This window comes from Mucilaginibacter panaciglaebae, assembly GCF_039539265.1.
GTDB lineage: Bacteria > Bacteroidota > Bacteroidia > Sphingobacteriales > Sphingobacteriaceae > Mucilaginibacter > Mucilaginibacter panaciglaebae.
The window spans coordinates 127,233-151,764 of sequence record NZ_BAABCV010000005.1 but is presented as its reverse complement, the minus strand read 5'-3'; the positions used below and the strand labels follow the sequence as shown (position 1 = coordinate 151,764).

Annotated in this window: 14 protein-coding genes; 8 read left to right on the top strand and 6 right to left on the bottom strand. The window is 44.8% G+C overall.

Features of this window, described 5'->3' with window-relative positions; genetic code table 11:
• Nucleotides 1-5 precede the first annotated feature (5 nt).
• Nucleotides 6-2,066 carry a polysaccharide lyase family 8 super-sandwich domain-containing protein gene (locus ABD772_RS08395; protein WP_345102809.1) on the bottom strand — a complete coding sequence of 687 codons (2,061 nt, stop codon included), beginning with the start codon at nt 2,064-2,066 and terminating at the stop codon, nt 6-8.
• A gap of 55 nt (nt 2,067-2,121) precedes the next feature.
• Between ABD772_RS08395 and ABD772_RS08390 the strand changes: the two genes are divergently transcribed.
• Nucleotides 2,122-2,955: an alpha/beta fold hydrolase gene (locus tag ABD772_RS08390; RefSeq protein ID WP_345102807.1), complete on the top strand. Its 834-nt coding sequence runs from the start codon at nt 2,122-2,124 to the stop codon at nt 2,953-2,955.
• A 186-nt stretch (nt 2,956-3,141) separates the two neighbouring features.
• Here the strand turns inward: ABD772_RS08390 and ABD772_RS08385 are convergent, their stop codons facing one another.
• The 3 genes from ABD772_RS08385 to ABD772_RS08375 are packed head-to-tail and all read right to left on the bottom strand — an operon-like array spanning nt 3,142 to nt 6,930.
• The gene (locus ABD772_RS08385) at nt 3,142-3,855 is read right to left on the bottom strand and encodes a 3-keto-disaccharide hydrolase (RefSeq protein ID WP_345102805.1); all 714 of its coding nucleotides are present in this window, start codon (nt 3,853-3,855) and stop codon (nt 3,142-3,144) included.
• A 35-nt stretch (nt 3,856-3,890) separates the two neighbouring features.
• A complete protein-coding gene (locus ABD772_RS08380; RefSeq protein ID WP_345102803.1) occupies nt 3,891-5,204 on the bottom strand; it encodes a gluconate:H+ symporter in 1,314 nt (437 codons plus the stop codon).
• A gap of 10 nt (nt 5,205-5,214) precedes the next feature.
• Nucleotides 5,215-6,930 (bottom strand): IlvD/Edd family dehydratase, encoded by a 1,716-nt coding sequence (locus ABD772_RS08375; RefSeq protein ID WP_345102801.1) that lies wholly within the window; start codon nt 6,928-6,930, stop codon nt 5,215-5,217.
• A 636-nt stretch (nt 6,931-7,566) separates the two neighbouring features.
• Here ABD772_RS08375 and ABD772_RS08370 point away from each other — a divergent pair.
• Both ABD772_RS08370 and ABD772_RS08365 read left to right on the top strand, forming a co-directional pair.
• Nucleotides 7,567-13,179 (top strand): hypothetical protein, encoded by a 5,613-nt coding sequence (locus ABD772_RS08370; protein WP_345102800.1) that lies wholly within the window; start codon nt 7,567-7,569, stop codon nt 13,177-13,179.
• 87 nt (nt 13,180-13,266) lie between these two features.
• A complete protein-coding gene (locus tag ABD772_RS08365) occupies nt 13,267-15,744 on the top strand; it encodes a glycoside hydrolase family 95 protein (protein WP_345102798.1) in 2,478 nt (825 codons plus the stop codon).
• 260 nt (nt 15,745-16,004) lie between these two features.
• On the opposite strand, the gene porX is transcribed toward ABD772_RS08365, so the two are convergent.
• The gene (gene porX, locus ABD772_RS08360; protein WP_345102796.1) at nt 16,005-17,558 is read right to left on the bottom strand and encodes a T9SS response regulator signal transducer PorX; all 1,554 of its coding nucleotides are present in this window, start codon (nt 17,556-17,558) and stop codon (nt 16,005-16,007) included.
• A gap of 196 nt (nt 17,559-17,754) precedes the next feature.
• Between porX and ABD772_RS08355 the strand changes: the two genes are divergently transcribed.
• The 5 genes from ABD772_RS08355 to ABD772_RS08335 all read left to right on the top strand — a co-directional run bounded on the left by ABD772_RS08355 (nt 17,755) and on the right by ABD772_RS08335 (nt 23,114).
• A complete protein-coding gene (locus ABD772_RS08355; protein ID WP_345102794.1) occupies nt 17,755-18,987 on the top strand; it encodes an HD domain-containing protein in 1,233 nt (410 codons plus the stop codon).
• Between the two features lie 116 nt (nt 18,988-19,103).
• A complete protein-coding gene (gene lpxD / locus ABD772_RS08350) occupies nt 19,104-20,141 on the top strand; it encodes a UDP-3-O-(3-hydroxymyristoyl)glucosamine N-acyltransferase (RefSeq protein WP_345102792.1) in 1,038 nt (345 codons plus the stop codon).
• A gap of 59 nt (nt 20,142-20,200) precedes the next feature.
• Nucleotides 20,201-21,613 (top strand): bifunctional UDP-3-O-[3-hydroxymyristoyl] N-acetylglucosamine deacetylase/3-hydroxyacyl-ACP dehydratase, encoded by a 1,413-nt coding sequence (locus tag ABD772_RS08345; protein WP_345102790.1) that lies wholly within the window; start codon nt 20,201-20,203, stop codon nt 21,611-21,613.
• Nucleotides 21,610-22,395: an acyl-ACP--UDP-N-acetylglucosamine O-acyltransferase gene (gene lpxA / locus ABD772_RS08340; protein WP_345102788.1), complete on the top strand. Its 786-nt coding sequence runs from the start codon at nt 21,610-21,612 to the stop codon at nt 22,393-22,395. The genes ABD772_RS08345 and lpxA overlap by 4 nt, the downstream gene beginning before the upstream one ends.
• 53 nt (nt 22,396-22,448) lie before the next feature.
• On the top strand, nt 22,449-23,114 hold the full coding sequence (locus tag ABD772_RS08335) for an ABC transporter ATP-binding protein (RefSeq protein ID WP_345102785.1): 666 nt from the start codon (nt 22,449-22,451) through the stop codon (nt 23,112-23,114).
• Here ABD772_RS08335 and ABD772_RS08330 read toward each other — a convergent pair.
• Complete coding sequence (locus tag ABD772_RS08330) at nt 23,111-24,526, bottom strand: oligosaccharide flippase family protein (RefSeq protein WP_345102783.1); 1,416 nt, start codon at nt 24,524-24,526, stop codon at nt 23,111-23,113. The genes ABD772_RS08335 and ABD772_RS08330 overlap by 4 nt on opposite strands.
• Nucleotides 24,527-24,532 lie beyond the last annotated feature (6 nt).

Sequence of the window (24,532 nt, the reverse complement as noted above, 5' to 3'; positions counted from 1 at the left end):
GTTGCCTACAACATCACACTAACCGAAGCTCCCGCCATATCATCGTCGGCCATATTTATTGTTTGCTTAACGCCGCCAATATTCAGCTCAATGGAAGTTTTCTTCCGACCGGGATTTGACACCCACACACCGGTGATCTTGCCTTTATTTTTTTCACAAATAAGCATACAGGGTTTATTACTTGCTATGGTGGTGCCGCTTGCATTCAGGCTACCAGGCTCGTAAAAAACTGCTATCACTGCGGTGGCAGTACTTATGGCTTGTAAATCAGAAGCATTCGCTAATATCTTAACATCAGGTGCAGGTTTTGCTTTTATTTGTTTCAGGCTGATGTCCGGCTTGATAATATAAGCGTAACTGTCATTTTGATTATGCCCGATATAGGTGGTAGTTACCAACCCGCTTACCGGCGCATCGTTTTCAGTGCCGTTGCGGTTAATGCCCGCCCAGTCCGAATGGCGATATTCTGACCGGGTTTTTACCTGCTCATCTTTATCGATAAAATAATAACCCTTGTTATCATGCCACAACCAGCCATTCCCTTTTACAATTGGCCCACTGTGAAAACTTTGATCGACTGTAGTTACCAGATTTTTATTATCGGGAGATGTGATGCCAGCACCCAGGGCTACCAGCATGTCATTCACCATAAAATAGCTTTTATGCGCTTTAATGTTGAGCCTTTCGTAAGCCATTGCACAGGCACCAATATGCCCGTCAGACACTTGCCCTACGAAAGTACCTTTATTGCCCGAAGTCAGGGCCGCTTTGCTGCCGGGATCAATGGTTGTGTCGCAGGTGGTGCCCGGCAGCATTGTCCAGTTCCATACGGCGGGGATATTGGTATATTCCTTGCGACTGCTTTGTACCAGGGTCAATCCGTCATTAATAAAAGCGCCCTTTAAATTTTCAGCATTCGTGGCAACCTCGAGCCGGCTTACAAACGGGCCGTGCATCTTAACACTCATCATGTAATGATCTTTCTTAAGCTGCACCATGTAGTCGCTTGCCCAAAAACCTTTGTTGCCCGCCATCGTACACGTCGATTGGTTTTTATCGGCAAAACCATCTATCACAGTTTTACAGCTTAGTGTTTTATCGAAGGACTTAATAAGCTCAAAAAGTTCATGCAGGTTTTCGCCACGCTTTAATCCGGTATTTATCCTGAGCTGGCGCCCGATGGCAGGGATATCCATTTCTTTTTTATAGATCAGCCAGCGCAAGCCTTCGGTACAATAATCAAAAACAATTTGCTGTCTGGGCTGCTCAAAAGCCAGCGGCGTATGCGCCGTCACCGACATCCAGAACAACAGGCTATTTACAAACGATAGCCCATAATTACCAACCTGCATCATTGGACCATGCTGGTGAAAAGAATAATCGGGCTGTATGCCTTCCTTAGTGCTTATGGTTATAACGTCCTGCATACCGGCAATGGCTTTGGCAAAAGCTTTATAATCGTTATGGATCAATGCAACCCTCGCTTCGTTATCCAACTGCCAGATCAGGTTTTGCCCGGTAGGATTATGTACCGGGATACGTGTAGTCACTACATTATTCAGGTAATTCATTTCCTGCCAATCGGCTTTATCGCCTATCTGCAACATGGCGCTGCTGTAGGCAAAAGGCACATTGATATTATTGTGCCACCAATTTTCGCAATGAAAATCGTTCCTGATCCAGAAATGCAAAGCTTTGTGTGCAGCAGCCAGATAAGCCTGATTATGTGTTTTAAAGTATGCGCGGTTCAACAGCAATACCCGGTATAAATGCCACGACGGTTTCCACGAACCGCGGGTTTGGTCTTTGTAGTTGATATCGGGCCAGCTGCCATCGGCACTTTGGGCTTTCAAATAGCCTGCTGCATTGGTGTTGTATTTAATGTCGTCGGTTAATATAAATCCGCGCTCGGTAGCGTAAGTTTGGTCAGATAATAACATCTGCCGGCAGCGGTTATGTATCTGCTTTATCCAGGCAGCTGGCTCATTGGTTTGCGCGTAACAAGTTTCTGCAAACAAACAGCCGAATAAAATAAATACTTTTATAAGCTTATTAGGTAAATTCATGGTGGCTGCCAAATGTAATTATTTACGGCCTATCCTGTTAATTAACACCCGTCAAATGAAAAACTTCTTTACAGCTATACTGGCTTTTGGCTTATTGCTGCAAACCGCAGCCTTTGCACAAAACAAACAAATCCCTTACGGCCATAATGATAGCGTTGGCAAATTCTATAACGTGCGGGGCATCCGGATGTATACCGAAGTTTACGGTAATGGCCGGCCATTGCTCATGATCCACGGTAATGGCGGCAGTATGCAGGCCTTTGGCAATAACATCCCCTATTTTGCCCAAAAGTATAAGGTTATAGCAGTAGATAGTCGTGCGCAGGGACGGACCAAAGACAATCGCGACTCGCTGAGTTTCGAGATGATGGCTGACGACTTTGACGCGCTGCTTAATGCTATGCATATTGATTCAGCTTATGTTTTAGGTTGGAGTGATGGCGGTATTAATGCATTGGTACTCGCCATGCGACACCCCGATAAAGTGATCAAGCTGGCAGCGACAGGTGCCAACCTCTGGCCCGATTCGACCGGGTTGATGCCATCCTATTGGAAAGCCGAACAACGCGATTATGCCAACTGGCAAAAACGCATGCCCCTTAAGGATGCAGCAACAAAAAATACCTATAAAATATTTATGCTGGACTGGCTGCAGCCCAATATTCCGCTCCTGGCTTTGCGGACTATCAAGGCCCCCTCGCTCATCATCGGTGGCGATCATGACCTGATACCGGTTCATCACACCGTGGATATTTACCGCAATATCCCAAATGCCTTTTTGTGGATTGTTCCCAATTCGGGCCACCCCACGCTTATGGAACATCGGGATGAGTTTAATAGAATCGTGGATGATTTTTTTACCCAGCCCTTTAAAAGGCATGGGTATTAAGGGCAAAGTGGCCAAAAACAGCTGATCCAAAAAATGACTTAAAAGTCATATTTAGTGATCCAAAGTGATCCACTTTTTGGCCATCAAAAGCATAAGCTATTAATAACCAGCGCCTTACCTTTTTGGACCGATCCAATTGATCCAACTGATACACCTATTGCGGTGGATCAGTCGGATCAATACCTGCTACAGGTTTCTTACCTTAATATTTTTATACGCTACCGGCCCATGATGGTCTTGCAGTTGGATACGGCCTTTCTCAACCGTACCAAATACCGGCTCAACCTTGCTGAACTTACTTTTAGCTACCCCGGCCAGGTATTCGTCGCTGCCGCGGGTGTATTCCAACACTTTTTTGCCATTTACCCAATGCTGCACATTTTTGCCTTTAGCTACTATGCGGATGGTGTTCCACTGGCCGGGAGGGTTTACTTTCTTATTAGCTTCTACCGGTGGCAGTACATCATATAAAGAGCCCAATAAGTGGTTGGCCTGCTTATTATCCTCGCCTAAAACATCGTCAATGATCTGGAACTCGCAGCCCAGGTTACCGCCTTTATCATATTTATAGCAGAAATACTTGATACCGGTGTTAGTACCCGGCTCAATGTTAAAATCGGCCGTAAACTCAAAATCTCCGTACTCATCGGCTGTGTAAATGTCGCCGCCATTGGCGCCTTTTTTTAGCGTCAGGGCGCCGTTAACAATTTCCCAGGCGCCGGGCGCCGCAGTTACGGCAGCACCATTAGCATTTGTCCAGCCGTTAGTGGTTGTGCCGTCAAACAGCAGTTTCCAATGCTGGCTGGCTTCCTTTTTGGTAAGCGTATTGTCTTTTGTTTTTTGGCTGAAGGCTGAGGTCATGGCCGCGCCAAGCAGTAGGGTTAAAATAAGTTTCTTCATGGTTTTGTTGATCTAGTCAAAAGTATCAAAAATTATTACACTATTGTATTCAGTATCAGCACGCCTATTAACCCAATAACAGATACCAAAGTTTCCATCAGCGACCACGACAGGAATGTTTGCCGCATGCTCAGACCAAAGTATTCCTTGGTTACCCAAAACGAGGTATCGTTAACATGCGAGCAAAACAAACTCCCCGCACCTACCGCAAGTACCATTAGGTTTGGGTCGGCTCCGGTTTGGCGCATTAACGGGTAAATAATACCTGCGGCGGTGAGTCCGGCCACGGTGGCCGAGCCCAGGCACAGCCTTAATATGGCGGCTATGATCCATCCCAGCAACAAAGGAGGCAGGTTAAGCCCCTGCAATATGGTGGCTATTTGTCCGTTTGCGCCGCTATCTAAAAATATTTGTTTCAGGATTCCGGCACTGCCGATGATGAGCAGGATCATAGACACCTCCCGTATCGCTTCGACATAAACATTCATTACCCCGGTAAGCTTCATACCTTGTCGAATGCCTAAAGTATAAGTTGCTATCGCGATGGTTTCCATCATAGCAATGTTGGCATCGCCCAAAAAACCCGCTATACTTTTAACCGTCACGTTGTCGCCTGCAAATTTAACAACAAGGCTACTTGCGCCTATCAATATAACCGGCAAGAGCGATGACAAGATGCTATTCCATAAACCGGGGAGTTTATCATCGTTGATATCCTGCACAGACATGGCAATTACCGACTGCGTTTTCATACCCCGCAACGTACGCGCAAATAGCGGCCCGGATATTACAATAGCCGGTACAGCTACCACTATGCCATAAACAAACACTTTGACAATGTCTGCATGAAACTGGATCTGCAAAGCCATGGGTGACGGATGCGGCGGCAAAAATCCGTGCATTACTGATAACGACGCCAGCATAGGTATCCCCACATAAACCAACGGTAATTTGTACCGGTTGCTTACTGAAAAGATGATAGGTATCAGCAAGAAAAAACCTACGTTGTAAAATAGCGGAATACCGACAATAAAACCTGTCAGGCACATAGCCCAGGTAATGTACTTTTCGCCGAAGGCATTGCGCATGGAAGTGGCTATTTTCTGGGCAGCCCCGCTTACGCCTACCAGTTTGCCCAACATTGATCCTAAAGCAATTACTATGACCAATGACCCGAGCATATCGCCCAAACCCTTGTTTATTGAGGGTACAATATGATCTAACGGCAAGCCCAAAAGCAGCGCTGCCATTAACGATATCACCAGGAAACTTAAAAAGGTATTTAGCTTTGCCCAGGTGATAAGTACGATCAGTGTAACAATGCAGAGAAGCAGGATCAGTATTACCATCAGTGTTTATTTAATGCGAATCACGGGGCACATCTGAGCCTGAACTTCCTACCAGGAAATCAAGATCAGCGCCTTTATCCGCTTGCTGCACATGGTTAACATATAGGTTCACATAACCGCGCTCTGAAGTCAGCGGTGGTGGGGCCCATCTGCCGCGACGCATAATTAATTCCTCCTCCGGAACTTCAAGCTCAATTACGCGCTTTGCTACGTCCAGCCGGATCATGTCGCCATTTTCTACCAATCCCAGCGTACCTCCTATAGCCGACTCAGGCGATACATGCAGCACTACAGTGCCAAAGGCGGTACCACTCATTCGGCCATCTGATATACGTACCATGTCGGTAACACCTTTGGCCAGTATCTTTTTAGGTAAGGTCATGTTACCAACCTCAGGCATACCCGGGTAGCCCACAGGGCCAACGCATTTTAACACCATTACGCAGGTTTCGTCAATATCCAGGTCGGGGTCATCAACGCGGGCATGGTAATCTTCAATATTTTCAAACACCACCGCACGTCCGCGATGCTGCATTAATTCAGGTGTAGCAGCCGATGGTTTGATCACGGCGCCATCTAGAGCCAGGTTGCCCTTTAAAACGGCAATACCTGCTTCTTCAATCAACGGTTTGTTAAATGGATAAATAACGGCTTCGTTATAGATATTACCAGTGTCGACTATATTCTCTTTATGCGACTTACCGGTCACCGTCAGCGCTTCCATATCCAGCACATCACTCATTTGCTTGATCACGGCAGGCAGGCCGCCAGCATAATAAAAATCTTCCATCAGGAATTTGCCCGATGGCATAAGGTTTACCAGCAACGGCATTTTACTGCCCAGTTTGTCAAAATCCTCAATATCAAGCGGAACACCCATACGGCCTGCAATGGCAGTTAAGTGAATGACAAAGTTGGATGATCCGCCAATGGCCGCATTTACTTTTATCGCATTTTCAAAAGCTGAGCGGGTTAGTATTTTTGACATCTTCAGATCTTCTTTCACCATCTCTACTATACGCCTGCCCGAAAGCTGCGCTATGCGTTTACGCCTGGAGTCGACTGCAGGTATCGCCGCGCTGCCACTCAATGACATCCCTAACGACTCGACCATACATGCCATTGTCGATGCCGTACCCATAGTCATACAATGGCCGGGGCTTCTGGACATACAACTTTCAGCTTCAGTAAACTCGGCATAGCTCATCGCACCGGTCTTTAAATCATCGGTGAAAGTCCATACGTTAGTGCCCGAACCTATGTCGTGGCCTTTATATTTACCGTTCAGCATTGGCCCGCCTTGTACAACAATAGTGGGCAGATCAACACTGGCGGCGCCCATCATGGTTGAAGGTGTAGTTTTATCGCAACCGGTTAGCAGCACTACACCGTCGATAGGATTACCGCGGATTGACTCCTCAGCATCCATGCTAGCCAGATTTCTGAATAGCATTGCGGTAGGTTTCAATAAGGTTTCGCCCAGCGACATGATCGGAAACTCGACCGGAAAGCCCCCGGCCTCAAGCACTCCGCGGCGTACACTTTCGGCAATATCCCTCAAATGCGCGTTACAAGGCGTAAGTTCAGACCATGTATTACAAATACCAATTACCGGGCGGCCATCAAACATATCCTCGGGCATACCCTGGTTTTTCATCCAGCTGCGGTATATGAAGCCCATTTTATCCCTCTTGCCAAACCAGTCTGTACTACGAAATTTAGACATACAATATTTAAATGAAGCGCATTTTACAACTAAGTTTAAAATGCTACGTATACGTTTATTATTATAAGTGTTATATTAATGCAAAGTAGTAAATCTTTAAATAAAACCCCGAAATATAAGCAACGGATGCTGCAACCATTTAGACGAATAAACAGGAGCAGGAGATCAACTTTTAAACAACCGACTACAACATCCTTATTTTCAATAGCTTAAACGGGTAAAAAAATGTGAACAAAATGAACAACAAAACTAATTAGTATAATTTATACCTTCAAATAACCTTAACCATATCACCATTAATAACAATAGCTAATAGTAGGCTAATTAGGGGGTTGGCACTACATTATTTAGTTTGAGTTGGTTATAACCGGTGTTGCTTTTAGCGATACCGGTTTATTTTTTCAGGGCTTAAAGGCGCTAAAAAATGACTTATAAGTCATTTTTTCAAGTTCAAAACGCCTTTTATTTGCATTCAATGTAATAATCTGTTTACATTAGTTGTAACCAATACTCCAATCTTTCCCCCAATTATGAAAAGTCTTATATTCCATTGGCATCATTACCTTTTTAGACCTTAATATACATCGCTGAAACTGCGTTATAATTTCTAAAAATCTAAACCTAAACATCTGCACCATGAAAATACAAGTTCGGGCATTTACCGGATTGTGCCTTATTTTTTTGATTTTTTCTCTTCTTGCCTTTACTTCGCGCCCGGACGACCCGGTTCTGGGCAAACTGACTACCAACCTGCAACGCTGGACAGACAGCATCCCGCAGGAAAAAGTATACCTGCACACCGACAAGCCTTACTATGCCTTGGGCGATACCATCTGGTTTAAAGGCTACCTGACCATCGGTTCGCGGCATCAACTATCGGCCTTAAGCGGAGCTATGTATGTGGAGCTGATCAATGAGCGGGATTCCTTGTTACAACAGCTTAAGCTACCGGTTACCTCGGGCATGGTTATGGGCGATTTTATTTTGAAGGACGATTACCACCAGGGCAGTTACCGTATCCGCGCTTACACGCAATGGATGCGTAATGCAGGCGAGGACTATTTTTATGACCATACTTTTTTGGTAGGGGATATCGCCGGCGGTGACATTGTCGCTAAGGCTGATTTCAGTTACCGGGATAACAAGGGCAAGCAGGTACTTACTGCCCTGCTTAATTATACCAATGATGCAGGCAAGGCTTTAGGCGAAAAGGATGTACGCTATGAGATCTGGGTAAACCACAAAGCCCTATGGCAGCAAAATAGCCAAACCGATGCACTGGGCAATTTACGAATTGCGATTCCCGATGATATTAAACAGCATCCTGAAGGTGCTTATATCCACACCATTTTACAGGGCAGCGACAAATACCCAGTATCTCGTGATTTCCCGGTTAAGGCTACCCTGTCGCAAAGCGATGTGCAATTCTTTCCCGAAAGCGGCAACCTGGTTAATGGCAGCAACTCAAGGATAGCCTTTAAGGCGGTAGATGTTGACGGACTCGGTATAAACGTCAAGGGCAATATCACGGATGATGATAACAAAGAAGTAGCTAAAATAGAAACCCTGCATGCCGGCATGGGTAGTTTTTTATTGAGGCCAATTGCCGGTAAAATTTATAAAGCCAATATTATTTTTGATGATGGCAGTACCAAAACTTTTGCTTTACCGCAGGCGGCAGATCGAGGATATGTGCTTAGTATATATCAACCCAATAAAGACAGTGTTTTACTCAGGATACAGGCATCGGCATCTTTATTGCAGTCGCAGGTTAATATAATTGCCCATATAAATGGTGAGATCGTTTTTTCGTCTCCGATAAAAATAGAAAAGCCTATTACTTCTATCTGGCTTGGTAAACAATCATTCCCCACTGGTATTGCTCAATTTACTTTGTTTAACAGTTCGGGCGAACCTTTGAACGAGCGTATTGCTTTTATCCGCAGCAATGATCAGCTGTCTCTGGACATAAAAACTGCAAAGGCTAGCTATAAGAGCAAGGAGCGTATCCAGGTTAAATTAACAGCAAAAAACAGCAAGGGCCAGCCCACATTCGGTAATTTTTCGGTGTCAGTGATCGACGAAAGTAAAGTACCTTTTGATGAAAACAAAGAAAGCACTATTTTTTCAAACCTGTTGCTCACTTCTGATCTGAAAGGCTATGTAGAACAACCTAACTATTACTTCGCCAACAAAAGTGTGGAGGTTGACAAAGCCCTGGATAACCTGATGCTTACCCAAGGATACCGCCGCTTTAGCTGGAAAGAGCTGAACAGCCCGGTTGATAATCAACCCGCATTCCCAGTTGAAGGATTGGGGATGGTTATTTCGGGCAAGGTAGTTACTTTAAATAATAAACCTGCTCCGGTTGCAGACGCTAATGTCAGCTTAATATCGCTAAAAGCCAAACTGCTTAAAAGAGCCACCGCAGGTGCTGATGGCCGGTTTAGTTTTGAACCCATGTTTGCCACCGATAGCATTAAATTTGCTATTGAAGCTCGGACTAATAAAGGCAGCGATAAGGTTAAGCTGATATTGGATAGTATCCCCGGAATAAAAATTAATCCCAACCCAAACCCGGCCGATTTGAGCCTGAATATTCACAGCACTTTGCAGCAGTTTTTAGAAAGTGGTAAAAAGGAAGATGATATTTATGAAAGATTGGGTATGCTGGATAAAGTACATCGGCTGAAAGAAGTAAAGATAAGGGCTAAAAAACCAGAGCCTAAACAGGCTATTGCTATGCAAGGTATTTTTCAAGTCCCTGAAGAGTCCGTTGACAAAGTTTACAAAATACCTCAACCTGAATTATGTGCTAATTTGGGTATTTGTTTACAGGGGGCACTACCACGCATTGTTTTTGTTCAAACAACAATCTCCAAAGGCTCATACAGGCGTTTGTTTCTCAATTATCCTAAGTATCGTGATAGTCAAAAGCTGACAGATGTAAATATCATAATCGATGGTATAAAGATTTTTGACCCTATTGAAAAGGGCGAGATCTTTAATGATGGCACATTGGATGCTACCGACATTATTAAAATAGAAGTTGTAGATGCTAACCTGGCATTAAAAGCCATATTAGGCGGCCCTACTATCTTGATCTTCACCAATCGAGGCATGATTAAAAAGTTCTACAATCCATCCATGATAAACCTTACCCCCAAAGGCTTTAACAAGGTGCGCGAATTTTACTCGCCGCATTATGACCACCCCGGCAATGCCACAAAAATGCCCGACCTGCGTACCACCATCTACTGGAACCCCTATTTAAAAACCGATACATCAGGAAATTGCACTTTTAACTTTTTCAATGCCGACGGGCCCGGCACCTATAAAGTAGCTGTGGAGGGCATCAATGCCGACGGCGAGCTGGGCAGGCAGGTGTTCAGATATACGATAGATGGAGAACAAGCCGCAGCCAATCAGGCCTTTCTGTTGCCATCTACCGATAAAAACCTGACCCGCATTACTGCACCGCTGGATAGCTTTAACAAACGCCTGCCGATTGAGAAGCTTTACCTCCATACCGACAAGCCCTATTACAATATTGGCGATACCTTATGGTTTAAGAGTTACCTGCTTGACGGCGTAAACTTAACCGCCTCCCGCCAAAGCGGCATATTATATGTCGAACTGGATGACGATAGCACAAACGTGGTGCGCCGAATAAGCATCCCCGTCAAAGATGGAATTGGATGGGGGCAAATACCGTTAAAGCCGGTCATGTTTAAAGAAGGCGGGTACACCCTGCGGGCCTACACCAACTGGATGCAGAACTTTGGCGGCGACTATATGTTTACGCAGCGTTTTTATCTGGGTATCCCTTCTACAAAAAGCTGGCTGGTAAACTCGTCCGTTAAAATGCAGAAGGCCGGTAATAAAGATCAGTTGCAGGCTAATCTTAAATTAACCCGGGCTGATGATCCTACCCGGGCAGTAGCCTATCAAAAGGTTGAGGTTAAGGTTTACGACGAATGGCATTATCTTTCAAAACAGGAAATGCAAACCGGTGCCGACGGCAGCCTGAACATCAGTCAGGAACTGAACAGCAAATCAGACAGGCGGCGCATTCGCCTACAAATTACCAGCTTGAATAAAGACGATGGGTATATGATAACGCAGGTACCGCTTATGGTTAATCGCCTCCAAAATATCGATGTACAATTTCTGCCCGAAGGCGGCAACCTGGTAGCGGGCCTTAAATCGGTGGTTGGGTTTAAAGCAATTGTCGAAGATGGCCGGGGCATTGCTGTAGCGGGCGGGATCTATGACAGTAAAAACAATAAGATAGCCTCATTTATGCCGCTTCATCAAGGCATGGGCACCTTTGAATTTACCCCACAGGCCGGCGAGACCTACAGGGCGCAAATAAGCGAACCGGTAGCTAAGGCATTTGAGTTGCCTAAAATTCAATCGGCAGGTACGGTAATGCATATTGATAACCCCGAAAAAGGTGACAGCGTGAAGATTGAAATTGCCGGCACCCAATCATTGCCTGCCGATAGTGCCTGCTATTTGACAGGGATGTCCAGGGGTGTGGTTTACTATTCGCAAAAAGTTAACCTGAATAACCCTATCCTTACGGTGGCAAAGAACCAGTTCCCAACAGGCATCGCAAGGTTTACCTTCTTTAAGGGCCGTATCCCGATTAATGAACGGGCCGTGTTTATTGACAATAACGACGCACTGAACATCAGCATCAAACCTAACAAAGACAGATATTTTAAGCGCGACAGCGTGGGATTAGAGATAAACGTAAAAGACAAAAGTGGCATGCCGGTGCAGGGTAGTTTCTCCCTGGCGGTAACTGATGATTCTCAGGTTAAACCTGACAGCATGGACAACAACGGCATAGCTGCCAGTCTGCTGCTCAGATCAGACCTGAAAGGAGAAATTGAAAACCCGGGCTATTACGTCACCCGTAAAGATAAATACGCGTGGCAGGCGCTGGACAACCTGATGCTGACACAGGGATGGACGGGATATGATTGGAAAGATATCTTTGCCCCTGCCAAACCTGTGAAATTTAAGGCGGAACAACCGTACATAATACGTGGCAGGGCCAGCAACGCGGTCAACAAACCGCTTGCAAACAGTATCGTAAGGATAACGTCGCTGCGGCCGGTATTTTCGGACGAGACTACCACAGACGTAAATGGCCTTTTTGAATTTAAAAACCTGCCCCGCATTGACAGCGGCGCCTATTTGCTGCAAGCTATTAATGGCAAGGGAAAGGTGAAAAACTTTGGTGACGTATCGGTTGATCGTTTTCAATCAGTAATAGCGCCAGAGGCGGCCAAAATCCTGTCAACGCCCTGGTACGTTAACACGGATACTGTGCAATTAAATTACGTTAAGCGTAAAGCGGCCTTAGGTAAAGACGATTTTGAGCTAACCGGCCGGGTATTGGAAGAGGTGAAGATCAACTCAACCAAAATTATTCCACAATCGCGGAATGTTTTCGGGCCTGGCGGCTCGGATCTGGTGTTTGATAAGAAAGATATTAAGGAATCGGGCGCTGTTAATCTATATGAATTGCTTGCTCAAAAGTTACCCGGGTTTAAAGTAATTGGCTCATATTGGGTTATATTAATGAAACATGACGATGTTATTCGTGAAGAGATTATACCTATACTGGAGTTTAATGGCTATTCTATAGACCTGCGAATAGATGGATGGCCATTGCCGCTTGATATAGATTTACCGCAGCCGATAGACTCAATACCAGCAGTACGTGCTGATGATATTAAAGATGTGGCAGCGTTCCCCATCAATGCGCCCGGTCGTGCCAAATTAGTATGGTTTCAGAACTCAAGTGATGTAATAGATGAATTAAGCCGAATACACATCCAAGGACTTATAGGCCTTGAGGTTGCATATAGCAATAGGAATACAAACCGGGCAGGCCATATGGATTATGACTGGGCACATGTTGAGCTTACCACCCAAAGCGGCGCAGGCTGGTACAGGCCTACACCTCCGGCTACTGCAAAATACCAGCCGATCCCATTGGCAAGCCCTAAGTTATTTTATAGCCCAAAGTACAATATGGAATCGCCTGTGAAAGTAGCTGATTACCGCTCAACCATATTTTGGGAGCCTGACATCACTACTGACCGGAACGGCAAAGCGCGTGTATCTTTTTATACATCTGATATTAATGGCAAATACACCATAAAAATTGCAGGCTTAGACAGCCAGGGCGGTTTGGGTGATGGAGCTTTTAAGATTAACAATAAACCATAAAAAATAATTGCAATCGATTGCAATTATTAACGGATAATGATTACTTTGGTAAAAGTTTAATAAAATTAAGCTGTTAACCAATTTATCATGAACCTGAGACGAAACCTTTTGGCGCTGGCGCTGACATGCGCGGCTAGCCCTTTGTTTGCGCAACAAAAAAACGATTTAAAGCTTTGGTACGACACGCCATCGGGCTCAGTGTGGGAGCGCGCAATGCCTATAGGTAATGGCCGCCTGGCAGGTATGGTATATGGTAATCCGGCCCGCGAAACCATTCAGCTTAATGAAGCCACATTGTGGAGCGGCGGCCCCAGCCGGAATGATGACGATCAGGCTTTATCAGTTTTAAAGGAGGTGCAGCGCCTTATCTTTGAAAATAAACGCAAAGAAGCAGCGGCCCTGGCCTCTAAAAAAATGATGACCAGTAAGGATAACGGCATGTGCTATCAGCCGGTTGGTAATCTTTATCTTAACTTCCCCGGGCATGAGCAGTACCAAAACTATCACCGCGATTTGGACCTTGCCAAAGCAATTACTACTACTACTTATACTGTTGATGGCGTAACTTACAAACGCGAGACTTTTGCATCAAACGCCAATCAGGTTATTGTGGTGCATCTGTCGGCAAGCAAGCCGGGAAGTCTTAATTTTTCGGCAGCGATGTCAAGTCCGCAGAAATCAAGCGTAATCACCAAAGGCAAAGACGAATTAGTATTGTCGGGCATATCAGGTAACCGCGACGGCATTAAAGGTCAGGATAAATTCCAGGCGCTGGTAAGGGTTAAGTTAGATGGCGGCGATGTGTCGGCATCCGATACTTCAGTTAATGTGTCTAAAGCAAATGCGGTCACGCTGTTTATATCTATCGCCACAAATTTTGTGAAGTATGACGATATCAGTGCCGATGAAGCAGCCCGGGCCGGTAATTATTTAAACAAAGCCTGGCCTATCCCTTATGCAACGTTGGTAAAGAACCACGTTGCAGCCTATCAAAAATATTTTAACCGCGTTAAGCTGGATCTGGGTGTTACAGACGCAGCTAAAAATCCAACAGACAAGCGTATAGCCGATTTTGCAACCGGCAATGATCCGCAATTGGTGGAGCTGTATTTTCAGTTTGGACGGTATCTGCTGATCTCTTCGTCGCAACCGGGCGGCCAACCGGCCAACCTGCAAGGCATCTGGAATAAAGAAATGAGCCCGCCATGGGGTAGTAAATATACCATCAATATTAATACTGAAATGAACTACTGGCCGGCTGAGGAAACTAACCTTGCCGAAATGCACGAGCCATTAGTACAAATGGTGAAGGATCTTTCAGTAACCGGCCAACAAACTGCCAAAACCATGTACGGCGTGGGCGGCTGGGTGGCACACCACAACACCGACTTGTGGCGCATTACCGGCCCGGTGGATGCTATCTACTCAGGCCTGTGGCCGTCAGGTGGCGTATGGCTAAGCACCCAGCTTTGGGACCGCTATATGTATAACGGCAATAAAGCTTATCTGAGAACCGTGTATCCGGCAATACGGGGCGCAGCACAATTTTTTCTTGAGGATTTAATTGAAGAGCCCGGACACCATTGGTTAGTTATCAGCCCATCAGTATCGCCCGAAAACAATCCGCAGGCATATGGCGGCGGCATTGCCATTGACGCCGGCGTAACCATGGATAATCAGCTGGCTTTCGATATTTTCAGTGAGGTAATGTCAGCAGCCAAAATACTAGGTATCGACCAGGAATTTGCCGCCAAACTGAAAGCGGCGCGCGACAGGCTGCCGCCTATGCAGATAGGCCAGCATAGCCAGCTGCAGGAGTGGCTGCATGATCTGGACAGCCCGAATGATCATAACCGACACGTATCGCATTTGTATGGTTTGTATCCTAGCAACCAGATATCAGCCTACCGCACACCTGAGCTGTTTGATGCGGCGCGTACTTCGCTCATCTATCGTACCGATGTATCCACCGGCTGGTCGATGGGGTGGAAAGTGAATTTGTGGGCAAGACTGCTGGACGGCAATCACGCCTACAAATTAATACAAAACCAATTGACGCCAACCGGCAAAAATCATGGCAGCTCAAACAATGGCGGCGGAACTTATCCAAATATGTTTGATGCGCATCCGCCGTTTCAGATCGACGGCAACTTTGGCTGCACGGCCGGTATCAGCGAAATGCTTATGCAAAGTGCCGATGGTGCACTAAACCTGTTGCCAGCCCTGCCCGATGCCTGGCCTGCAGGAAGTGTGAGTGGCCTGCGCGCTCGCGGCGGGTTTGAAATTGTAAGTATGAAGTGGAATAACGGCAAACTGAGTGAGGTAAAAATCAAATCGACCATAGGCGGTAATTGCCGCCTGCGCGTACCTAACCGCCTAAAACTGACCAGCGGCACTATCAAAACAGCTAAAGGCGCCAACAGCAACTTCTTTTATCAAAATGAAGAAACGGCTAAGCCTATCATCTCAGAAAAAGCACAATTGAAACCTACCGGAGAAAAGCCGACACTATTGTATGATTTTAATACGGTAGCGGGTAAAACTTACACGATTATAGGAATTTAGAGATAAGGAAGGATTAGATTGGAGGAGAGGCATTGTGCTTCTCCTGTTAGATATTAAAAAAGCCATGTCGCGGATAGGAGCAGAAACATGCGGAAATTGCAAAGCGGGAGACGCGAAACATCGCGTCTCTAGATAAAACGCACAGTAGAAACGCAACATCTTGCGTCTCCGGTTAGACAATCAAGAGATCTTAAAAAGAAAGAGCGCCCGTATATCGCGGAGCGCTCTTTCTTTTTAATAATATCTAATCAACTAAGCTTTTATTTGGGCCCATAGGTCACTATCGGGATGATCATCTCTTCTAACGAGATGCCGCCATGCTGAAAGGTTTCATTATAGAAATTCACAAAATGATTATAGTTATTTGGGTATACAAAGAAGGTATCCTCTTTAGCAAAGACAAAGCTTGAGCTTACGTGCAATTTCGGCAGCATCGCATCGTGCGGATTGCGTACGTGAAATACATCCTTGGCATTAAAATTCAAGTTACGGCCCTGTTTGTAACGCAGATTGGTGTTAGTATTACGGTCGCCTATGATCTTACTTGGTTTTTTAACGCGGATAGTACCATGGTCAGTGGTGATAATTACACGCACTTGTTTAGTAGCCAGGAATTTCAACAGATCCATCAAAGGCGAGTGTTCAAACCAAGACAGCGTTAATGAACGATATGCCGCATCATCGCTGGCCAGCTCACGGATCATTTGCATATCCGTCCGCGCATGCGAAAGCATATCTACGAAGTTATAGACCACAATGTTCAGATCGTTTTTCATCAGGTTGCTTACCGAGTCATTCAGTGCGCGCCCCTCGTCAATGTTAAGTATTTTGGTATACGAGTGCTTGCATTCCTTACGATAAACACGGCTTATCTGGTCGGCAGCAAAATCGGCCTCAAATAAGTTTTTTCCACCCTCATCCTCATCATTCTGCCACATATCCGGATAGCGTTTTTCCATTTCTGTAGGCATCAGGCCCGAGAAGATGGCGTTCCGCGCATACTGGGTAGCGGTAGGCAAAATGCTGTAGTAAGTATCCTCCTCTTCTAACTTAAAATATTGGGATATGATAGGGTTGATGATCTTAAACTGATCGTAACGCAGGTTATCAATCAATATAAAGAATACCGGCACATTACTTTCCAGTTTCGGGAATACCTTCTTTTTAAACAGTTGCGGAGAAATGGTCGGTGCATTATCCGGATCTTTCAGCCAGTTCAGATAATTCTTCTCTACAAACTTGCAGAACTGTGTGTTTGCCTCAGCCTTTTGCAAGGTAAGGATCTCGTGCATACCCGCATCTTCCAGCTGCTGTAGTTCAAGTTCCCAGTATATCAGCTTTTTATAAACATCAACCCATTCCTGGAAATTCAGCGCATCATTTAACGTGATACCTAAGTTCCTGAAATCCTGCTGATAAGCCATGGTGGTTTTTTCAGTTACCAGGCGTTTATTCTCGGTTAGTTTTTTTATGGTAGACAAGATCTGCTTCGGGTGTACCGGCTTGATCAGGTAATCACCAATTTTAGCACCTATGGCGTCCTCCATCAGGTATTCTTCCTCGTTCTTGGTAATCATCACAATAGGCACATCGTTATTGATGTTTTTGATCTGTGCCAATGTTTCAATACCAGTTAACCCGGGCATATTTTCATCCAGAAATACCAGGTCGAAGTAGTTACTTTTAAAAGATTCTACAGCGTCATTTCCGTTGGTTACAGTTGTCACCTTGTAACCTTTTTCGTTCAAGAAAAGTATATGTGGTTTTAGCAGGTCAATTTCATCATCAGCCCACAGTATTGTCGTATCCTGCATAATATTTGATAATATTCAATAAATAAATGTCGTTCAGTAAGTCAGGCTGTTAAAGCATAATTCAGACCAAACATAGGCATATAACCCCAAAGCCTGACATTTGTTATGCTTTATGGCATAGTATTAACAAAAATTAACAATTAGCAGGTACAACATATGTCATAATTTAGGACTTTTGCAGCGTATAAACTACACATTGAATAAAAAGAAAATTATAAACGACCCGGTTTACGGATTTATCAGTATACCAACCGAGTTGGTGTTCGATTTGATTGAACACCCTTACTTTCAGCGCCTGCGGTATATCAAGCAATTGGGCATGACCCACCTGGTATATCCGGGTGCGCTGCATACGCGTTTTCATCATGCCCTGGGTGCTATGCACCTCATGAAGATGAGCATTGAAACGCTGCGCGCAAAAGGCCATGAAATCACTACTGACGAAGAAGAAGCCCTAACCATCGCCATTTTATTGCATGATGTTGGTCACGGCCCGTTCTCGCACGCGTTGGAACATACCATTGTTAAAGGCGTATCGCACGAGGATATTTCTATCCTGTTGATGGATAAGCTGAATGAAGAGTTTGATGGCCGGTTAACCAAAGCTATCAGCGTTTTCAGAAACACTTATGTTAAAAAATTCCTGCATGAATTAGTATCCAGCCAGTTGGATATGGACCGCCTGGATTACCTGAATCGTGATAGCTTTTTTACAGGCGTATCTGAAGGCGTGGTGAGTTATGACCGCATTATCAAAATGCTGAATGTAAAGGATGATCACATTGTCATTGAGGAAAAAGGCATTTATTCGGTCGAAAAATTTATCATAGCCCGCAGGCTGATGTATTGGCAGGTATATCTGCACAAAACGGTGATAGCTGCCGAGCAACTGTTGGTGAAAATTCTGGAGCGTGCACGCCAAATGGTTTTACGGGGCGAGAAACTTTTTGCTACACCCTCGCTCGGTCATTTTTTAAATCATACGCTTACGAGCGAAGTGTTTATTAAAGACGGCCACTTAGAGATCTTTACGCATTTGGATGATACAGATATACTATCGGCGGTAAAAGTCTGGGCTTTGAGCGACGACTTTGTGCTATCTACCCTGTGCAACAATTTTGTGCATCGCAAATTACCGCATGTAGAGATAACTAATGAACCGGCCGACCAAAAACAGGTTGAAGAGCTGGGTAAATTAGCCATGAACAGATACGGCATTGCGGCTGATGAGATTGGTTATTTTGTATTTACCGACTCCATAAAAAACAATGCCTACCGCGTTGGCGACGGCAATATCGGTATACTGATGAAGGATGGAAGCGTTAAAGATATAGCCACAGCCAGCGACTATTCAAACCTGGAGGCGCTTGCTAAAACGGTTGAAAAACATATACTTTGTTACAGTAAAGATTTGGGGTTTAGTGATTAGTTGATCAGAGATTAGAGGGTTCGTTGCCCACTTTCGTAACAAAAACCATTTTACTAATCTCTAATTAACCAATCTCTAATCGCTGATAATATAATTTTAACATTAAATTTGCCCCAATGCAATTTACGGCACAGCAAATAGCTTCAATACTAAATGGAACCGTCGAGGGCGACTCGTCAGTGGCGGTTAGCGCATTAGCCAAGATAGAGGAAGCGGGCACTGGCTCGCTGTCTTTTCTGGCCAATCCCAAGTATGAGCAATATCTTTACAGCACCGATGCATCTATTGTTATTGTAAATAACAGTCAGGTGTTGGCAAGTCCTGTTAAAGCTACCTTAATACGCGTTGAAGATGCTTATAGCGCCTTTTCAGTACTATTAGAAGCCTACAATACTATCAAGTTGGATAAAAGCGGCATTGAGCAGCCTTGTTTTATCCACCCGACCGCGCAAATTGGCGAGAATGTTTACATTGGTGCTTTCTCCTATATTGGACCAGGGGTAAAAGTTGGTGACAAAAGCAAGATCTACCCAAACAGCTATATAGGCGACAATGCGACGCTGGGTAAAAACGTAACCCTGTTTTCGGGTGTTAAGGTGTACTTTGACTGCGCGCTGGGCGACAACGTAATTGTGCACTCGGGCGCCGTGATTGGCAGCGATGGCTTTGGCTTTGCCCCTACTGCTGACGGCACCTACAAAAAGATAGCTCAAATAGGCAATGTTATTTTAGAGGACGATGTCGAGGTAGGGTCAAATACAACTGTCGACCGCGCAACGATGGGGTCAACTATCATCCGTAAGGGTGCAAAGATTGACAACCTGGTGCAAATTGCACATAATGTAGAAGTTGGTGCAAATACCGTTATTGCTGCGCAGACCGGCATATCGGGCAGCACCAAAATAGGAGAACGTGTAATGATGGGCGGCCAGGTTGGTATTGCCGGTCATTTAAGCGTCGCTAATGGAAGCCAATTTTCGGCCAGAGCCGGCATTAATAGTTCAATCAAACAAGAAGGACAAGCCTGGGGTGGCGGACCGCATATGCCTTATAAAGACTACCTGCGGGCATACGCTAAACTACGGCAGCTGCCCGAGTTGGACAAGAGGGTTTACGAACTCGAAAAAATCATCAAAGAATTAAAAAAAGACTAACGTTTATTATCACTTTCACCAGAAACCACAAGTGAAACTAATGAACGAATGAGCATAGTATGAACATCAAACAAAGAACTATTAAGGCACCCGTCTCTATTTCAGGCTCGGGTTTGCATACAGGCGAAAAGGTTACCATGACCTTCAATCCGGCACCCGAAAACCATGGCTATAAATTCAGAAGGATTGATATAGCCGGAATGCCTGTTATTGATGCCGATGTAGATAACGTTACAGATACATCACGCGGAACTACTATCTCGCAAAACGGCGCCAGCGTTAGTACCATAGAGCATGTATTGGCCGCATTAGTGGGCCTGGAGATAGACAATGTGCTTATTGATATGGATGGCCCCGAAACACCGATTATGGATGGAAGCTCGATACAATTTGTTGAAGCATTAACACAGGTTGGCTCCACTGACCAGGAAGCCGACCGCGAATATTATCATATTCCCTATAACATCCATTATTCTGAACCCGACCGTAAAGTAGAAATGGTAGCCATGCCTCTGGACGATGACTATCGCTTTACTTGCATGGTTGATTACAATTCGCAGGTTTTGGGGAGTCAGCATGCCAGTATATCGTCGATAACCGAGTTTGTTGACAGCATTGCTTCATGCCGCACGTTCTGCTTTCTGCATGAGTTGGAAATGCTGTTAAAACATGACCTGATCAAGGGCGGCGATCTGAATAACGCTATTGTTGTAGTTGACAAAAAAGTAGACGAGGAAGAGCTGAACCATCTGGCTAAACTGTTTAACCGTAAGGATATCAAAGTTGCACCGCAAGGGATTTTAAATAACATCGAACTACGCCATCAAAACGAGCCTGCCCGCCATAAATTATTAGATATGATTGGCGATCTGGCGCTGGTTGGCGTACCATTGCGCGGTCACATTATGGCAGCCAGACCGGGCCATGCGGCAAACGTAGCTTTTGCTAAAAAGATCAAAACGCTGATAAAAAAAGAACGCAGCCGTAAACACTTTAAGGTGTACGACCCAACCATGAAGCCGGTTTATGATACCGAACAGATCATGAAAATATTACCGCATCGTTATCCTATGCTGATGGTCGATAAGATATTGGAACTAACCAAAAGCCATGTGGTGGGTCTGAAAAATGTCACAATGAATGAAGGCATCTTCCAGGGACATTTCCCCGGAACGCCTTTATTTCCAGGTGTTTTGCAAATTGAGGCAATGGCCCAAACCGGTGGTATATTGGTGCTGAATACGGTACCTGATCCTGAAAATTATATAACGTTATTTCTTAAGATCGAGAATGCCCGCTTTAAAGATAAAGTAGTGCCAGGCGACACCATTATATTCCATTGCAATTTGCTTGCACCTATACGCCGTGGAATAGCACAAATGAAAGGTGTAGGCGTGGTAGGCGAGCGCGTAGTTGTTGAGGCCGAACTGATGGCACAAATTGTTAAACAAACAAAAACTGAAGAAGCATGATCCAGCCTCTAGCATACATACATCCGCAGGCTAAAATAGCCGATAACGTGGTGATCGAACCATTTGTTACCATCCACAAGGATGTTGAAATTGGCGAGGGCACCTGGATAGGTTCAAACTCTGTAATTATGGACGGTGCCCGCATTGGTAAAAACTGCCGTATTTTTCCAGGCGCTGTAGTATCGGCACCGCCTCAGGATTTGAAATACAAGGGCGAGCCAAGTACGGTAACGGTTGGCGATAATACCGTGATCCGCGAATGCGTAACCCTTAACCGCGGCACCGCCTTAGATAAAAACACCACAACCATAGGCAGCAACTGCCTGCTGATGGCTTACGTACACGTGGCACATGATTGTGTGATTGGTGATAACGTTATTGTAGCCAACTCGGTACAACTGGCCGGCCATATTAATGTATACGATTTTGCTTTCATTGGCGGCGGGTCTTTAGTACATCAGTTTGTTGAGATAGGTGCACACTGCATGATCTCAGGTGGATCATTGGTTCGTAAAGACGTACCACCATATACCAAAGCCGGGCGTGAACCTGTATCTTATATTGGTATTAACTCGGTAGGGTTACGCCGTCGTGGTTTTACCAATGAAAAAATTGCCGAGATACAGGAAATTTACCGTGTCATTTTCCTGAAAAAATATAATATTACCAAAGCACTCGACATTATTGAAGCCGAGTTTAACCCAACTATTGAACGCGACGAGATCATCAATTTTGTGCAGAACTCGCAACGCGGCATCATGAAAGGGTTTGGGAATTCATAGTTCTAAGTCCATAGCTCATAGTCGATAGTCCATAATTAAGGGGTATTGTAGCTATGGACTATGGTTTATCGACCATTGACCAAATAAACGCCATGCAAATCACCCTTAAAAATATAGGCCGTCGCTTTAACCGCGACTGGATTTTCAACGGGGTTGATTATACATTTAATCAGGGCGAAACTTATGCCATATTGGGTTCTAACGGATCAGGAAAATCTACTTTATTAGCTATTCTGAATGGTAGTTTGGCGCCGTCAATGGGTGAGATTGTGTATACCGGCAATGGCACTCCAATAGAAGTAAGCGAGGTATACAATTACCTGAGCCTTGCGGCACCATATCTTGAGTTGATCGAGGAATTTTCATTAAGCGAAATGATCGATTTCCATTTCAAGTTTAAAAACTATAAACCGGGAATAGACAAAGCCGCTATCCTTGACCTTCTTAATTTGCCCGGAAATGCCAATAAGTTGATCAGATATTTTTCGTCGGGAATGAAACAAAGGCTAAAGCTGGCATTGGCCTTTTGTACAGATACACCTATTCTGATGCTGGACGAACCAACCTCCAATCTGGATGCACAAGGAGTGGAATGGTATATCAACCTGGTACAGCAATTCGCAACAGGCCGGCTTACCGTTATTTGCTCCAATCAAGCGCATGAATATAGCTTCTGCCAGCATACGCTAAGCATAACCGACTACAAAAATCAGGTTTAGCTAAATATAGCTTTTAAACGTGCTTGCGCGCTGTGGTTAATCTGCCCGGTAATCAACAGTAATCCGCCATAAAAAACTATTGCTACGGGTATAACAAGCCAGTTATCGGCGGTTATCGATCGCGCTCCTAATCCGGCCACAACGGCGCAGATGGTACAGGTGAGTACCGGCTGCCATACACCCTGTAAACCGGCAATATTATTTCTATCCAGATAAAAGATGATCTGCGCTATACACGCCAACAAAAAAGCTATTGCGGCGCCTTCATTTTGAAAGAGTGGGATTAATATTATATCGCCCAAAACATTTACTGCCAGCGTGATAATAAAAGCGTGGAGTATCATTTTCATTCTGCCCTGCGCAAAGAACATCGTCCATAAAAAATTTTCGAGATAAAGTAGTGGCAAGCATAGCGACAGAAAGAATATCACATGTTGGTTTACCGCACCATATTTTCCATGCGTTACCCAGTCTATAACGGGGCTCCAATAAATATTGATCAATAGTACTGACAGGCCCGCTATGATAGCTTCTGTACTCATTAAAAATTTCATTCCATTGATATTGATATCGCCTTGTTTAAACATTTTGGTGAATCGCGGTATCAGCAACGGCGCAACGGCCGATAGCGGCAACAAGGCTATTTCAAACACCTTATAGGCAAAGCTGTATTCCGCCAATTTAATAGCAGACAGCATGATACCAATAAATATCCAATCGAAACGTGCAAGCGACGAAGTAATGATCACTACGCCGATTTGCGGTAATGCCTCTTTAACCAGTTCGAAATACTTTCTCTTATTCCACTTTAGTGTTATCAGTATGCCAGCCCAACGTTTGAATAAGATCAACCCTATTACAAACTCTAAGATATCTCCGGCGATGAAAACAGCTACAACGGTGCTAAGACTAAACCTATGCACCAACAGGCAAACCAACAAGCATGCGCATCGCACAAAGTTAGATATTACTGATAGCCATGCCATCAGCTTAAACTTCTCTAATCCGTTAGCAGCTTGTTTGTAAGGTGTCGAAAAATAGATCATCAACTTGCCGATACCTACGAGCAGCAGTAATTGATAAATTGAAGTGTTGTTGGGGATGAAAGTATAGCCGGCTAAGAGCATGCTATACAAAATAATGCCGGTTATGAGGGTGTGAATGATATACAACGAAAGCGCAGATTGCCGGTCATCATCCGCAGCAATTTTTTTGACGATGAGTTGGTCGATACCACAGGAGAGAACATTAAAAGCAGCAAGCAAAATAGCCAGCACCAGGTTGAGGCGGCCAAAATCTGCTTTACTTAAACCGGTTGAAAGCACATAAAAAATAACTAAACCGAAAATATTGTTAGCTACCAGCTGCAGCGCATTCGCAGAAAAATTTTTTAAGTGACCCGCGGCCTTCATAAGACT